This is a genomic window from Streptomyces sp. NPDC054841 (genome assembly GCF_053611045.1).
In genome coordinates, this window is the sequence record NZ_JBSGZO010000194.1 from 1 (window position 1) to 15225 (window position 15225).

14 protein-coding genes and 1 pseudogene are annotated in these 15225 nt (G+C 68.8%); 11 read left to right on the top strand and 4 right to left on the bottom strand.

The features are described from left to right. The first annotated feature begins 448 nt into the window (after window positions 1–448). The 6 genes from ACWGI8_RS24150 to ACWGI8_RS24175 all read left to right on the top strand — a co-directional run bounded on the left by ACWGI8_RS24150 (window position 449) and on the right by ACWGI8_RS24175 (window position 6611). Window positions 449–1435, top strand: coding sequence for a hypothetical protein (locus ACWGI8_RS24150; RefSeq protein WP_453663842.1), 987 nt, complete (start codon window positions 449–451; stop codon window positions 1433–1435). After that, window positions 1420–2655, top strand: coding sequence for a hypothetical protein (locus ACWGI8_RS24155; protein ID WP_453663844.1), 1236 nt, complete (start codon window positions 1420–1422; stop codon window positions 2653–2655). The genes ACWGI8_RS24150 and ACWGI8_RS24155 overlap by 16 nt, the downstream gene beginning before the upstream one ends. 27 nt (window positions 2656–2682) lie before the next feature. After that, window positions 2683–4047: a hypothetical protein gene (locus ACWGI8_RS24160; RefSeq protein ID WP_453663846.1), complete on the top strand. Its 1365-nt coding sequence runs from the start codon at window positions 2683–2685 to the stop codon at window positions 4045–4047. Further along, entirely contained in the window at window positions 4044–4805 is a 762-nt protein-coding gene (locus tag ACWGI8_RS24165) for a hypothetical protein (RefSeq protein WP_453663848.1), read from the top strand. The genes ACWGI8_RS24160 and ACWGI8_RS24165 overlap by 4 nt, the downstream gene beginning before the upstream one ends. Beyond that, entirely contained in the window at window positions 4806–5327 is a 522-nt protein-coding gene (locus ACWGI8_RS24170; RefSeq protein WP_453663849.1) for a Pycsar system effector family protein, read from the top strand. It begins immediately after the preceding gene. Between the two features lie 522 nt (window positions 5328–5849). After that, complete coding sequence (locus tag ACWGI8_RS24175; protein ID WP_453663851.1) at window positions 5850–6611, top strand: serine hydrolase; 762 nt, start codon at window positions 5850–5852, stop codon at window positions 6609–6611. Between the two features lie 71 nt (window positions 6612–6682). On the opposite strand, the pseudogene ACWGI8_RS24180 reads toward ACWGI8_RS24175, so the two are convergent. Further along, window positions 6683–6904: pseudogene (locus ACWGI8_RS24180) on the bottom strand (hypothetical protein); the annotation flags it as partial. Window positions 6905–7263: 359 nt separating this feature from the next. Between ACWGI8_RS24180 and ACWGI8_RS24185 the strand changes: the two are divergent. Continuing rightward, window positions 7264–8196 (top strand): SCO2400 family protein, encoded by a 933-nt coding sequence (locus tag ACWGI8_RS24185; RefSeq protein WP_453663853.1) that lies wholly within the window; start codon window positions 7264–7266, stop codon window positions 8194–8196. Between the two features lie 79 nt (window positions 8197–8275). Further along, complete coding sequence (locus tag ACWGI8_RS24190) at window positions 8276–8878, top strand: hypothetical protein (RefSeq protein WP_453663854.1); 603 nt, start codon at window positions 8276–8278, stop codon at window positions 8876–8878. A 46-nt stretch (window positions 8879–8924) separates the two neighbouring features. Here ACWGI8_RS24190 and ACWGI8_RS24195 read toward each other — a convergent pair whose 3' ends face one another. After that, window positions 8925–10142 (bottom strand): amino acid deaminase, encoded by a 1218-nt coding sequence (locus ACWGI8_RS24195; protein WP_453663856.1) that lies wholly within the window; start codon window positions 10140–10142, stop codon window positions 8925–8927. A gap of 216 nt (window positions 10143–10358) precedes the next feature. Here ACWGI8_RS24195 and ACWGI8_RS24200 point away from each other — a divergent pair, with 216 nt between their 5' ends. The 3 genes from ACWGI8_RS24200 (at window position 10359) to ACWGI8_RS24210 (ending at window position 12941) form a co-directional block, all read left to right on the top strand. Continuing rightward, window positions 10359–10952, top strand: coding sequence for a cupin domain-containing protein (locus tag ACWGI8_RS24200; protein ID WP_453663858.1), 594 nt, complete (start codon window positions 10359–10361; stop codon window positions 10950–10952). Window positions 10953–11288: 336 nt separating this feature from the next. Continuing rightward, a complete protein-coding gene (locus tag ACWGI8_RS24205; RefSeq protein WP_453663860.1) occupies window positions 11289–12164 on the top strand; it encodes a LysR family transcriptional regulator in 876 nt (291 codons plus the stop codon). Window positions 12165–12362: 198 nt separating this feature from the next. Next, on the top strand, window positions 12363–12941 hold the full coding sequence (locus tag ACWGI8_RS24210; RefSeq protein WP_453663861.1) for an LPXTG cell wall anchor domain-containing protein: 579 nt from the start codon (window positions 12363–12365) through the stop codon (window positions 12939–12941). Window positions 12942–13128: 187 nt separating this feature from the next. Here the strand turns inward: ACWGI8_RS24210 and ACWGI8_RS24215 are convergent, their stop codons facing one another. Together ACWGI8_RS24215 and ACWGI8_RS24220 are read right to left on the bottom strand one after the other, a co-directional pair. Next, window positions 13129–14589, bottom strand: coding sequence for an RtcB family protein (locus ACWGI8_RS24215; RefSeq protein WP_453663863.1), 1461 nt, complete (start codon window positions 14587–14589; stop codon window positions 13129–13131). Between the two features lie 55 nt (window positions 14590–14644). Further along, window positions 14645–15079 (bottom strand): archease, encoded by a 435-nt coding sequence (locus ACWGI8_RS24220; RefSeq protein ID WP_453663864.1) that lies wholly within the window; start codon window positions 15077–15079, stop codon window positions 14645–14647. Between the last annotated feature and the right edge of the window lie 146 nt (window positions 15080–15225).

A 15225-nucleotide genomic window follows, 5' to 3' on the forward strand; every position in this document is an offset into this window, starting at 1 on the left:
GTGATCCCACTGGCCGCGCCGCTCACTCGGGGGAGGAGAATGGTCTGGTGGTGGTGACGGGCGTGTCCCGGCACCCGGACCCGTGTCCTCCGTTCGGAGGACACGCGCTGTCGTACGGACGACGACGCGCACCGCGGCACGCCCCCCGCCGACGTCATGCCACACGCTTCACGCCCGCAGGCGTTCCCGCCCGGAAGGGTCACCGCGTCCAAGGGGCAGGCGAAGTGGCGAGCGAAGACCTTCGGCTGAGCGACGGGGCCCGCCGGCCTGGCCAGCATCCCCTTTCCCCAGCCGTGCAAGTCCCCCATTCTGGGGCCAGGCAGAGGTGCCGCCCGGATCCGGGGCATTCGGCGAGATGCCCTCGGCGAAGGGAAGTCACGGACACCGGGCGGGCACGGGCACGACAGCCGGCGTTCTGATCCTTCAACAACACTGTGAGGACACTGTGTTGCTCATTCAGGACCAGGATTACGTCCTGCTCAAGGACGGGCGGGTCCTTGCGGTGCACGGTCACTGCCACCCGCCGGACCACGTGGTCGGCGAGTTGGCCTTCGTACCGGCGTCCGGGGGCGACTACACCTTCTTCGGTTCCCGGTACCGGAAGGCGTACGTGACGGAAGGCCGGGGCATGTCCGAGCGCGAGCGGGAGCGCGTCCGGGTCGAGACCGGCACCTGCTTCGACCACGCGCATCCGTTCGCCGCGAAGTCGCTCGTGCCCCTTGGACACATCGATCTCCACCTGTCGGCGTCGGTGGACCCACGCACCGAGGCGGCACCCGGCTCCTTCCTGCAGCGGTACGCCGGTGCGCATCTCGACGAACTCGGCCGCCTGCTGGGCGACGACATGCCCTCCGCCACGATCGGTATCACCGGCTCGGCGCGATTACTGCTGCAGGACCGCTCGGTGCGCTCGATGCACGACTTCGACGTCCTGTTCACCGGGCGTCCGGAGCCGCACCGTCTCATCGCCCGCCGCCTGTCGGCGCACGGCGAGGTCAACGAGGAGGCACGGCTCCACGAGCACGGCAAGGGATGGCGCATCCGCCTGCGTACGCGCGCGGGCATCCTGTGCCCGTTCTTCCGCTACGAAGACCCGTCGGACGCCCCGCTGGCCGGGCTCACCGGCGTACGGACCCTGCTTCGGGACGTCACGGTCAGCGGGCGTGTGGTCGAGGACGCCCACGGGGTGTATCTGCCCACCCTGCTCGCGATCGCGCCGGAACGGGTCTCCGTGCCGCTGCCGGCAGAGGTCGCCACGCGCCTTCCGGTGCTCGTCAGCCATATGCGTGACCGGGGGGACTTCTTCCTCGGCGACCGGGGCACCTTCACCGGCGAGCTCTGCCATCTCACCACCCGTCGGGGGGACTTCATCGGGCTGTCGGTGATCGACGGATCGGACTCGCGTCTGGACACGCCACCGTGGCAGCCGTACTGACCCCCGGGGGCGCGGGCGTTCCGGCAGCCATGTTCCCCGTTGCCCGGCAGGCGGCGGCGCAGGCCTTGGAGGAAGCGGTCACCGCCGTATGGGGGCACCGGTTCGGCGCGGTCTCGGTGACGCACGAGGTGGTCGATCCTCGCTCGCTCCACAGCGTGATCTCGCTCGTCAACGCCGATACCTTCGCCTCGGCGCAGGACCTGCTCCGCCAGTTCGTCGCGGCGGGAATCCCCCCGTACCAGCCCGTTGTGCTTCGCGGCTCACGAACGGGCGGACTGCTGCTCGGGCCGTTGGTCGAACGCCACCCGAACGGACTCGTCATCCTTGACGGAGTACACCGCTGCCTCGCCGCTCTTCGATACAGTCTGGCCACCGTGTCGGTGACCGTTCTCACCACCGAACTGCAGCCGGCCCCGGCCGGTCCGCTCGTCCCGCTCGCGACCGTTACGCCGTCCGTTTCACCACGAACGCGGATCCCGCTTTTCCGACACACGGGCAACGACAACTTCCGCCCGGCCCAAGCCTTCCTGACGCGGGCGCAGTCGCGCCTCGAACCCGAGATCCACAGTCTCCTGAAAGAGGATCACATGAGCCACGCCGACTACTCCTGGGACAAGGATTCGGAGCTGAACGACGAATGTCTCAGTGCCGACGTCGTCCCGATGCGGTACGCCCTGACCGCGCCGCAGGTGGTGGTCAACGGTGACAAGCAGATCCTCATCGTCGACCCGCACGCCGCGGGCACCTGGGACACCTGGATGTTCCCCTACGCCTCGCTGATCCTCACCCGCGAGCAACTGGCGGAGGGGCCGGACGGCCAGGGCGCCGGCGACCGCGGGATTCTCGCAGTCTCGGAGGGAACGACGTTCCGGGAACTCTCCGAGGCTCTGGGCGCGCTGCGACGCGGGCGCCAGGACGAGTACGTCTCCGCCATCCAGGCCGGCGTGAACAACGTCATCACGGATCTGAACGGCACTTGGAGCGGGAGCGAGTTCTACACCAACTACTCCCTGAAATTCTCCAAGACCTCGAACAGCTACACGGCCTACGAGTTCAGCTACTTCCTGAACCGGGTCGTGACGCTCTCGCCCGACATCCCGCACATGTGGATCGAGCCGCAGCTCCTCAGCGCGGAACTGGAGAACTCGGACACCCCCTTCGGCCGCAAGGTCTCGTCCAATGTGATCGACGCCCTTCCCGCCATTCACGGCATTCTGTGACCGACGGCGGGCCATGAGGGTGAGCAGATGACCTACCAAGTCCTCAGTGCCGAGAGTCCCGGGAAGATGCCGCTGCCGGCCAGCCCTTCCTCCGTGTGGATCATCTCGACTCTGGAAATCGCCGTCGGCTCGCAGGACGATCGCCATCTCATTCTCATACACCCGAGCTATCCCCTTGCCGGACAGCTCAACAGCGCGCCTCACGACGAGGGTTACTGGGCACCGCCTTTCGTTGCCTATCCCGTCCCCCTCTCCTACTCACCGCCGACGACCGCGGGATCACTGCTGCAGCTCGCCACCGAAGCGGCCGAACAGATCGACATCGAGCGGGATCTCAGCCATCTGGCGTACCAGATGGGCCTGCGGGACACCCGCATGAAGCGGCGCAGTTCCTTCCTCGAACTGAAGGTGTCGCCGCGCTCGCCGAGCCTCGTGAAGGCGTACTACATCCTTCGTCACGGCCTGGTTGCCGTCGACACCTCCAGCTCACGCAACCTCGCGGATCCGGAACAGCGCCGCGGGTACGTCTTCCTGCCACTCGACCAGTACAAGTCCGCGACGCATGTCCGCCACAGCGAGGAACACGAGCGCAGCGAGCGGTGGTTCCTGGGCAAGCCGCTGATGAGCAACGTCGAGTACGTCCTGGGCGACGAGATGCGAAGGATGGCCATCAGCGAAGAGGGCCTCGACGTGGGGGCCGGTCTGTTCACGCGGGAGGAGCGGGGTGTCCTGTGCGTGGTCGACCTGGCGGGATACGGCACCGCGCTCAGTTACGCGCTCGACCACATGCATACCTTTTCCACGGCGGCGGCATCGGCTCAGGACGAGTTCCGCCGGCGCATGGCGCATGAGTTCCACACCATGCTCGGAGACATCGGCACCACGCAGGCCCAGTTCGCCGGTGACGGATTCGTCGCGGCCTTCCCCGAGCGGGTTTTCACCGATGCCGCAGAACTGGTCGCGAACATCCTCACCCGCTGGCAACGCGTCATCGGCCTCGTCGAGGAACTCAACGGCTCCATCCGGGAGCCTGCGAAACGCGTGGGCACCCGCCTCGTACTGCACCACGGGGCGTACACCTACGGCCGTATCGCCGGCGCACGCAGTTTCGCAGCCGCATTCGACGGTGCGTCGGTGATCGAGGCGGTCCGGCTGGAACAGGGGCTGGCCTCAGCCTCCAAGGAGAGGAGCACCGGGGTGTTCGCCTCACTTCCGCAACGCTCGCACCTGCTGGCGCTGAGCGCGGACCTCAGCGCTCGAATAGCCGGACCGGAACAGCAGGAGCGGTCCTTCCCCGGATGGTCGGCCCTCGGCCGGGCCCCGCTGACCGCCAAGGAGTACGAGGGCAGCGCACGGATCTTCCGGTTCCCGGCGCGAGGCGGCGCACAGTGAGTCGCTCCGGCGGGGACACCCCGAGCCCGTTACCCGACACGGCGGGGCCGCTCGCCAACGACATCCTGCCCGTGCGCAGCACCGACCCCGCGCATCTGCGGTTCCTCGGCCGGGCTGCGGCCGCCACCGAGCGGTACCTCGACGACGCGGTGGCCAGGATCCGGTCGGGCACCCTCGGCCGCGGACTGTGGCACCCCACCGGATTCGCGACCTTCGAGGTGGTGCAGGTCGAACGGCTGGGCCTCATTCGTGTGCACTTCTGGCCGATGGGCCTGCGCATGGCGCTCTCCGGCCACCCGCCGATCCACCAGCACTGCTTCCGCCTGTTCTCGCGCGTTCTGGCGGGCGAGTACCGGGAGTCGCAGTACGGTCCGGCCGGCTCCGTGGCCGGTGCACGGCACAGTGCCCCCGTCGCGGGCCGGCTCCTGCGCAAGTACGAAGTCCGCGACACGGGTGTCATGGGCGAGGACGAACTGCACGACACCGGCCAGGATCTGCACGTGGTTCCCACGGTCCGTGCCGTCCGCTTCCCCGCCGGATCCTGGCACGAGGTGGAAGTGAACACGTTCCATGCGACGCCCATACCGAGAAGCCGGTTCTGTGCCACGCTGGCAGTCCTCAGCCTGCCGGTCCCCGGCGCTCACGACGTGCTGCTGGGGCATCCCGGCTTCGGACCGGCCGTCCACACGCGGCGCGTCGTGAGCGACACGGAGTGGCAGCGCATGCGCGGCCAGTTCATGGACGAGTGGAGGTACTAGGTGACCGCGTCACAGCCGGACAACGCGGGCATACAGGCCTACGCCGACAGACTGCTGGCCAACGCCCGGGACGAGGTCAAACAGGCCGACGCCAAGGCCTCGTTGCTCCTGGCCGCGTCCGGCGTCGCGCTGGGCGCGGTCCTGTCCGTCGCACTGTCCGAGGGCAAGTCGTTCGTGTCCATGGCCAACTCGGTGGAATGGCTCTGGTGGACCGGTCTGGCCGCGGCGACCGCGGGTGTGGGGCTCCTCGGCTACGCGGTCTTCCCCCGTAGCAGCCGGACGGCCGACGCCCCGGATCACCTCGTGGCCTACTTCGGCGATGTCGCGGAACACCCGAGGGCAACCCTGGAGGCACGCATCGCCCGCACGCTCCAGACCTCGACGGCCTCCTCGCTGGATCAGCTCTACGAGGTCGCCCGCATCGCCGCCTCCAAGTACGCGTTGATCCGCCGGGCTCTGTGCCTGTTCGCCACCGCCGGCGTCCTGTGCGCGGCAGGGCTGCTGCTCAACCTGGTGGTGTGACCTGTCGGGTACCGGCCGCACGCACAGTTCCCGCTGAAACAGGCTTCCGGACACGGTTCCAGCAACTGTCCGTCTTTCACCTCATCGGCTGCCTTGAAAAGGCTCGCATAAGCCTATCGGCTGACCCGACAAGACGGTCCCATCTCAAGCTTGTAGCGTCGGACCACAAGCACGAATGGAGGGCCGGATAGATGGAAGGGGAACGAATTGACGCTCAGCAAGGCGACTTCAAAGGTCACTTTGGGAACCGTTTCCGTTGCGGTCTCCGTTGTCGTTGCAATTCCCCCCTCACCCCCCGCTCCCGCTTCCCCTCCCGCTGCCGGTCCCGGTTCCGGTTCCGGTTCCGGTTCCGCTGCAGTCGCTCCCACTGCGGCCGCACCCCATGAGACGCGGAAGACGGAAAACACGTCTCAGCGGCTCAACGGCAGACTGGTTGAATGCGCTTCCAAAAACCCCGGACTCGCAGTTTCCCTGTCCCGAGCCATAGCGAAGTCGCTGAAGAATCGCGCCAGCAAGGCCTCGATGGTGCTGTACGACCGAACCACTCACACATCCTGCACGTACGACGCTGACAAGCACTACGACTCTGCGAGCACGGTCAAGCCGGCGGTACTGGGCGCTCTGCTCCTGGCCAGAGGTGGCCACTTGTCCGGGGATGAGCAGGACCTGGCCAGGGAGATGATCGTGAGTTCGGACAACGACGCGACGTACGCCCTGTGGGACAGCCTCGGGCCCAAAAAGATCCAGAATTTCCTGGACAAGGCCGGAATAAAGCACACCATCATCAACAAAGCAGGCTTCATGGGCCTGACTCAGGTCACTGCCAGGGACCAGGCCAAACTGCTTGAGCTGCTCACCGGCAAGGACAACTCGGTCCTGAACGCCGAACAGCGCAGCTACATCCTGGGCCTTATGCACGACGTGCGGAAGGATCAGCAGTGGGGAACGCCCGCCGGGGCCCCTTCGGACGCTTCCGTCCAGGTCAAGAACGGATGGCTGCATCGTTCCGAGAGGAGACTCAAGAACCCCTGGGACCGCGGAGACTGGAAAGTCAACAGCATGAGTGCGTTTACCGGCCACGCCTACGACTACGGCCTCGTGGTCCTCACCGAGAACAACAGGGTCCCTGAAGGCAAGCCGGAGAATGCGGGGTGGGAATACGGCATGGACACGATTGAGGGCGTGGCGAAGGCCGTCCACCACAACCTGTACCCGGACCGGACTCCCAGGGTCACCATCCGACCGCCTATGAACGTGACGAAGGAGGCGGTTCCCACCGGGTGACGGGGAACCCGGCATGGACAAGGACCACTCCAAAGATCCGGTGCACATTTCCCCCGGTGTGCGCCGGACAGGCGTCCTTGGTTCCTGGGGTGGTTGCGGGCGGTGCGCTCATTGCCGAACTTGTACGCGCCCGTCCAGCGGGCCATCACCGCCTGGGCGTCGCCGGACTCCGCTTCCGCGGCGAACTGCGCCGCACGGTTGCCACGCAGCGTGGCGGCCTTCCGTCCGCGATGGGTGATGACGATGGTGCCGTCGGCGCGGGATTCGTAGCTGAATCCGGAAGGGGTCGGCATGATCGGACCTGCCTCGTCTCTCGCTGTCTGGTGAACACTGCTGAACCGGCGCAGCGGGCACGGCGCGCGTATCCGCCGTCCTATTGGACACGTCGGTCCGGACCCACGCCCCGTATCCGTCCGGCCACTGCTCCTTGGAAGCCCGCTTCCCTCTCGCCGGAGCCGCTCATCCCGGCATTCGTGACGACATGTCCGGGAGTACGGAACAACACCGCCAGCAAATCTTTGCAGCAGCATCACAAGGGCTGCGCACCGCCTTCGGCGGGTGCCGTTAGCGTTGCTGGCCGCTCGATCCCGCGTGCGAACTTGAAGAGGTCGCCGGCGTCCCTGGCGGCGCAATCAGCACAGAAAGATCGCAGATGGACTACTGCTCCACGTGCCGTCGGAATCTCAACGGGGCTCTCGTGTGCCCGGGGTGCGGCGCCTACGCTCCGGACATCGCCCCGCCTGCCCATCGTCTCCACAACGCGGTCGCCTCCGACGCAACGGTGCGGGAGGCATGGCGCGCGGAGCAGGTCCCCGCTCCGGAGTTCCACCCCGGCACCCGTCACGCCGGTGCCGCGCCGGTCGGCAGCGGGGCGTCCGAAGACGCGATGACGGAAGGATCGAGCACTGAGAGTTCGGCCGGTTCAGCGGGTTCGTCTGTTCCATCCAGTTCGTCCGGTGACTTCGAAGACACCGCTCCCGCCCTGCAGGGCGGCCGGGCGGCTCGGCGCCGGCAGCTGGCACGTTGGAAGAAGAACCGGCGTCGGGCCTTGACCGCGACGGCCGTTGCCCTGGTCGGTGGCGGCCTGACCGTCGCCGCGTTGCCGGCCACCAGGCCTTCCGCGAGCCACACACACGCAGCCTCACCGCCGGAACCGGTGACCACGGCCACGCCCTGGACAGCGCCGACCGGTGGGGCGACGGAGCAGCCGGACAGCCAGGCCTCGCGGCACACCAGCACTCGCCCGCCCGTGACGACGAGCGGGCGGCAGAACAGCACCGTCGCCGAGCCTCCCGGTGCGACGACGGTCCGGCAGGCGAAAGCGGCCGCCGCGGCCCAGCCCCCCGCGCCGCGCAGCGCAACGCGGCCCACCGCAGCCGAACCGGCCAAGGGGACGAACGTCGGCAACGCTGCCGCACCAGCCGCCCCAGCCGCAGCCCCACCGGCCCCGGCGACCACCGCGCCCGCTTCAACCGAAGCTCCCGGCGCAGGTACTTCGGCTCCTCTGAACCTCCTGCCGACAACTCCGCCGGCCGGGCCGACCTCGCCGGCGCACGTATGCCTGATCGGTGTGTGCATCGGCTGATCGCCCCGCTGCCGCGCACACCGGCCCCTGCTCACGCTGCCGAATGCCACCGCCGAGACATCAAGGAGGCCGAATCCCCGTGAGCACTTGCTACCGAGCACAGCTGCACAGAATCGGCCGGTGGTGGGCCGTCGACATTCCGGAACTCGCCCTCCACACCCAGTGCCGCACCCTCGATGAGGCCGAGGGCGTGGCGCGCGACGCCATCGCCGAAGCACATGGCATGCGACCGGACACGATCGCCGTAGAGCTGGTGGTTCCGGAGTTCGCAGCACTGCTGCAGGGCGTGCTGGAGGCGAGAAGGCAACGGGCCTGGGCCGACGCTGCCGAGCAGCAGACCATCGCCGCCGCCGCTCGCACGCTGGTCGAGGACCTGTACGTGAGCCAGGGTGACGCGTGCCGACTGCTCGGCATATCTCACCAGGAGGTGTCGCAGCTCTCCCCGGCCCGCGACTCAGCCGATCCACGTCCATGGCACCTCGACCCACTGTCCACGCCGAGCGCACCGAACCTCGGCATCCACAGCAGCGGTGACACGGCGCAGCACGCGAACGGGCGTCAGCGTCCGCGACCGGGACTCGCCAATGGCGCACCCGACAGCGGCGGCACGCCGCGCCCGAAGCGGCACCGGCAGGGATCATCCATCCGTCCGCGCTGGGCGATTGCGGAGGACGACGCCTGAAGGACGGGCATGGCGGAGGGACCGGCTCCGGCGGTTCGTCCGGATGTCACCGGAACTGCGGGTGCCACACCTCTCCGGTGGGACCGTCATGGCCGACGACCGTGATGTCCGGCCATTTGTCGAACGCGGAGCAGGGGTGGGAGATACCGAGGTCGACCTCGTCGCCCACCTGAAGGCCGTGTGCGTCGGTCAGGATCAGGTGGTGGTCGAAGATCTGGGTCGCGGTGGCACTCGCGGCGGGACGCGGCTGTCCTTGCGGGCCGCGGGCGCTGATCAGGACCGGCAGGCCTGCGTCGTAGGGAAGTTCGCGCTTGCCGGCGCCGATGACGACTCGTCCTGGTTCCGGGGTCGACAGGACGACCGCGCGGACGGTGAGGGCCGCTTCCAGCCCGGGGAAGGGCGAGACCTGCTCGTAGGTGCCGTGGTCGTGCGTGACGTAGCAGCCGGACCGCAGTACGAACACCGGCTCCTGGCCGCCGTGTTGCCCGAGGATCTCGCGGTGGGCTGCGACGGCCCGGTCGGGGAAGGCCGATCCGCCCATGCTGAAGACGGGCTGTCCGGTCCGGACCAGTGGCGCCAGGCCGCGGAACACCTCGGCCGCCTGACGGCAGTGGGCGTCGATGTCGGCGACCGTGGCGGCGTCCCGGCGGTTGGGCCGGACCCCCTCGTAGCCCGCGACACCGGCGAGGAGCAGCCCCGACGGGATCTCGGCGACGGCCTTGCCGAGCGCAAGGGCCGCATCGGCATCCCGTACGCCCGTCCGCCCTCCCGGCGTACCCACGTCTACGAGCACCCGCAGGGGGTTGCGCGCACCGTGCATGGCGGAACGCGCCAGGTCGAGCCCCTCTGCCGAGTCGACGAAGCAGAAGACTTCGAGGCCGGGGCCGGGGCCGAGGTCGGGGTCGGGGTCGGGGTCTGCGTCGGCGGCGGCGGCGGGAATCGAGTCGAGCCAGTGCCGCACGAGGGCGAGGTCAGGGCCGTGGATCACCTCGTTGGCGATCACGATGCGGCGAAGTCCCCATCCCAGCGCGATGCCGGCCTGCCGCGCCGTGGCAACCGTGACACCCCATGCCCCGGCCGCCATCTGCCGTTCCACGATGGGGCGGGTCATCGTGGTCTTGATGTGCGGGGCCAGCTCGACGCCCTGCTCGCGGCACCAGTCGCCCATCAGCCCCACATTGCGCTCCAGCGCACCCAGACCGAGCCGCAGCTCGGGCAGCTCGCGCGCGGGGAAGCCTGCGGGTGCGGCACCGCTGGGGTTCATCGATCCTCCGGATGTGGGTCCTGGCGCGACGCCGACCCCGGCGATCGCCGTGCGTCGTGCGTTGTGCGTCGTGCGTCGTGCGTTGTGCGTTGTGCGGCTCGGCGGCGGTCCGCTCGCCACGAACAACGTCTATATCGGATGCAGTGCTGCCTATCCTAGACGGTAATGGCCACTATGCTGGATGTCGCACATTGTTTACTGGACGGAGGACGGTCCATGACGGCCGGCGAACACCCGCCCGGCTCGGAGGAGACACCCCGAGACACCGGCATCGGCCGGCACCTGCGCCGCGAGCGCCTGGACAAGGGCTACACGCTGGAGAAGCTGGCCGAGGAGACGGGCCTGTCGCGCAGCTACCTCAGCAACATCGAGCGCAACGTCAACAGCCCCACCATCAACACCCTGCGCACGATCGTCGACGCCCTCGGCGTCTCCCTCAGCCGGCTCTTCCGGGACATCGACCGCGAACAGCGCGTCCTCACCCGCCCGGACCAACGGGTGGAGCTCACCCGCGCCGGGGTGGAGGGGATCACCTACTCCCTGCTCAACCCCAACCCCGTCGGCAGACTCGAAATGATGATCCTCGAGGTGGCTCCCGGGGCATCCTCCGGAGACCGGCCCCACACCCACGCCGGAGAGGAAGTCGGCCTCCTCCTCAGCGGCGAACTCGACTACTGGGTCGACGGCGTCCATTACCGCCTGCAGCCCGGCGACAGCGTCAGCTTCGAGTCCACCACGCCTCACCGCTACCACAACCCCGGCACGGTTCCAGCGGTCTGCGTGTGGTCGGAGACACCGCCGGGCTTCTGACCCGAGCGGCTCTGCCGGAACGGATCCGCGATCACGAGCAGGCCACCGCGAAGTAGTCGGGGCGGCAGCGGATCCCAGGCCCGGGGCTCACGGCTCGGAGCTCAGGACTCGGGTTCCACTCCCGTCACCCGCCACATGATCAGGACTCAGATCGAACAGATCGGATTAGATCTAAACAGATCGAATCAGATCAGATCTGGAGCCCGTCGGCCCACAACTGGACCACACCCCGTCGACGGGCCCGCTCACCCCCGTGGAGAGGGCCGTCATCGGAGTCACCCCATCGTTTCCAAGCACCACGCCCTCATCAAGACCAATCTTCTGTACGATCGGTAAGTGGCATTTACCGAACTGGGGGAGATTGAGGCGTTCTTGGCTCTCGCCGAGGAACTGCACTTCGCCAGGGCAGCGGAGCGGCTCAGGCTGTCCCGACCGCGGGTGAGCCAGCTCATCCAGTCGCTCGAACGGCGCATCGGAGACCGCCTGTTCGACCGCACGAGCCGCCGGGTGGCCCTCACACCCACCGGCAACTTCCTGCTGGAACGGGTGAAGCCGAGCTTCGAGGGGCTGCAGCGATCCATCGAGGAGGCCCAGGCATTCGCCCGCGAGCTGCGCATCGGGTTCCTCGGACCATTCGCCGGCGCGGTGGACGCCTCGGTGGCCAACTTCCGCCGCACTCACCCGGAGTGGTCGATCAGCATGACCGAGACCCGCTGGGGCGACTACTTCGGACCGCTGCGGCGGTCCGAGGTGGACATGCAGGTCACCATCTGGCCGGTTCAGGAGCCGGACCTCACCAGCGGCCCGGTGATCGCCGAGTATCCGCGGGTGCTCGCCGTCTCGGCGGGCAGTCCGCTCGCGACCAGGTCGTCGGTCGACGCAGAGGAACTGGCCGAGCACACGATGGTCGAGATGCCGGTGACAGCCCCCAAGGAGATCCGCGACGGTTTTCTGCCGCAGCGCACGCCCGGCGGACGGCCCATCCGCAGAGGGCGCCTGGTCAAGACGCAGCACGAGATGCTCAGCCTCGTCGCGACGAGCAACGAGGTCTGCGCGACCTCCACCGCACTGACGCAGTTCTACCGCCACCCCGACGTTGCGTTCGTGCCGCTGACCGGACTGCCGCCGGCCCGGGCCGTGATCAGCTGGCGCACTGCCAACGAGAACGCCAAAGTCAGGGACTTCACAGCGTCACTGCCGTCGCTCACCTGACACGACACGACTCCTGTGCGCGGGACCGCGCGAACAAGACGGACAATCGACCGGCGATCGGCTGAACAACTCCTTTACCGGCAAAAGCCGTTGATCACAAATGGCCGTTGCCCATAGGGTTCTGATCAACTCGGCCTCACAGCCGAGGCCGCTCCTTTCGCCGGCCGCCAGGCACCCCACGCCGAGACGAGCCCGACCATGTCTGTCATACGTGCCATGACCGCCCTGGGCCTGACCGCGGCCACGCTCGCCCTCGCAGCATCCCCGTCGGCAGCGGACGTTTACGAATCCGGCCTCGAGATCAACGGGAACAAGCCCGCCCAGCGTGGGGACGACATCGGCATCAGTGTGTCGGAAGACCCGTTCATCTTCGCCGACGAGGACTGGGACGGCTCATTCATCACGCTCGAATCGCCCGCGTTCGTCGCACCGGTGGAGATCAGGCAAGGAAGGTTCCTCTCGCACGGGAGGGCGAAAGTGCGCTGTGGAGTCCCACCAGGCACCTACACCGTGCAGATGACCGGAACGAAGGCCGAGGAGGCGTACAAGGAGCACGGGCTCGGGCGGACGACACTGACGGTGACGGCTGCCATGGCTCCCACCAATCGCGAATACTGCGCCAGCGCCCGCAGCAGACAGGAAGAGGCAGAGGCCTTCGCCGCAGCAGCCGAGCGCGGCGGGCCCGGCACGCCGACACTGATCCTGGCGGGCGCGGTCCTGACCGCAGCCGCTCTCGGCGGGTTCCTCTTCTTCCGGCGACGAAGGCGACGAACGTAGCCGCGCCGCCGGGCGGGCTTCGCCCCTCGCGTGGCAGCCGCCCGTAGCGGTCGGCCGTAGCGGTCGGCCGGATCGATCGGCCGGATCGATCGGCGGGATCGATCGGCCGGGCCGCGGCCCGGACTCCGCCGGCCGCACACCGCCGCACCCGCCGCCCACGCCCACGCCTAGGCCTGCGCAATCGCGTTCAGCCTTTGACGACCCCCAGGGGCACCAGGCGGGCCACCTTGCGGCACAGCCCAGCGCCCTCGCTCGCCTGTACGACGCGGTCGATGTCCTTGTACGCCATCGGGGCCTCCTCCGCGAGTCCGCGCCAGGAGGCGCCCCGCACCGCGATGCCCTGTGACTCCAGCTCCGCCCGCAGCTGTTTGCCGTCGACCTCGCGCGCCGCGCGGTGCCTGCTGCGTACGCGCCCGGCGCCATGGCAGGTGGAGTGCCACGCACCGCCGCCCGGCACGCCAGCCAGCACGTAGGAAGCGGTGCCCATGGTGCCCGGGATGAGCACGGGCTGGCCGAACCCGGCGAGGTCGCGCGGGAGATCGGAGTGCCCCGCCGGCAGCGCGCGGGTGGCTCCCTTGCGGTGGACACACAGCCGCAGCGTGGAACCGGCGAAGGGGTGCGTCTCGATCTTGGCCAGGTTGTGCGAGATGTCGTAGACGAGGTCCAGATCGCAGCCGACCGTTTCGGCAAAGGCCCGCCTGACGGCCTCGGACAGCAACTGGCGGTTGGCACGCGCGTAGTTGGCCGCGGCGGCCATCGCGGCAAGGTAGGCGCGGCCCTCGTCCGAGTCCACGGGGACACAGGCGAGCTGCCGGTCGGGGACCTCGATGCCGTACCGCGACATGGCCCGGTCCATGGTGCGGACATGGTCGGTGCAGATCTGGTGCCCCAGGCCTCGGGAGCCGCAGTGGATCATCACGCAGACCTGCCGCTCCCGCAGCCCCATCGCCCGCGCCGCGGCCTCGTCGTAGACGGTGTCGACGGCCTGCACCTCCAGGAAGTGGTTGCCCGAGCCCAGGCTGCCGACCTGACCGAGGCCCCGTTCCACGGAGCGATCGCTGACCTGCTCGGGAGCGGCCCCGGGCAGAACGCCCTCGTCCTCACAGCGCCACAGGTCGCGGGCGACGCCGTGCCCGCGCTCCACCGCGTACCGCGCGCCGCCCGTCAGGACCTGCTCCAGCTCGGACCGGCTGACGAGCCACACCGCGCCCCGTCCCGCTCCGCGCGGGATGCGCCTGCCGAGGTCGTCCATCAGGTGCCGCAAGCGGTGCGGAGCGAGCTCGTCGCGGTCGTAACCGGCCGCGAGCAGCCGGACCCCGCAGGAGATGTCGAAGCCGACGCCACCGGGTGAGATCACACCGCCTGCCCCGGTGTCGGTCGCGGCGACGCCGCCGATGGGGAAGCCGTAGCCCCAGTGCACGTCCGGCATCGCGTACGAGGCGTCGACGATGCCCGGCAGCATGGCCACGTTCACGACCTGGACCAGGGCCTGGTCCCCGGCGGCCTCGGGCAGCAGATCGCGACTGGCGAACACCACGCCCGGCACGCGCATCTTCCCGTGGCGGTCGACGCGGAACCGGAACGGTCCCTCCTCCACGATCTCGACGGCTGTCCCGGCTGTCCCGGCTGTCCCGGCTGTCCCGACCACGATTGATCGCCTCCTCCGGTCCCCCTTCACGCCGGCCCGAGCGGCGCGACCCGGCTCATACGTCCAGCGTCACCGAACAGTTCCAGCCCTCGGCCCCGTGGGCGAACACCAACTCATGGAGCGTCACCGCCTTGGGCACCGCGCCGATCACCGGCAGCGAGTCGACGCCGGCGACCCGGAAGCCCACCTGCACACCGCCCGGGATCGCTGCCACGTCGACGTCGACCGGAACCTCCCCCGCGGTGTCGAGCCAGTACACGACCTCCTCCAGCAGGGCGACCAGCAACTCCTCGTCGTGGTCCGCCCTGATCACCACGTCCCGTGTGCGGTCACCCGTCGCTCCGCCGAGGTCGACGAACGACTCGGCGACGCCGCGTACCGCATGCGCCAGGCAGTCCTCACGGCTCGGGGCCCATGCCTCGACCCGCAGGTCAGCGGTGTGCGGAACACTGCGGTGCCCGCCCGGCCGGGCAGCGGGATCCAGATCCATGGCCGCCCCATTTCCCTGGGGGTCATTCCTGCACATACCCATCCTCACCCCTGGCGGGTGCACAGCGCGCAGCCGGCCTCGATCCGGCAGAAGAATGAGAAATGGGATCGCGAAGACCGAAGCACGAATCCGGCGGCGCCGGGAGT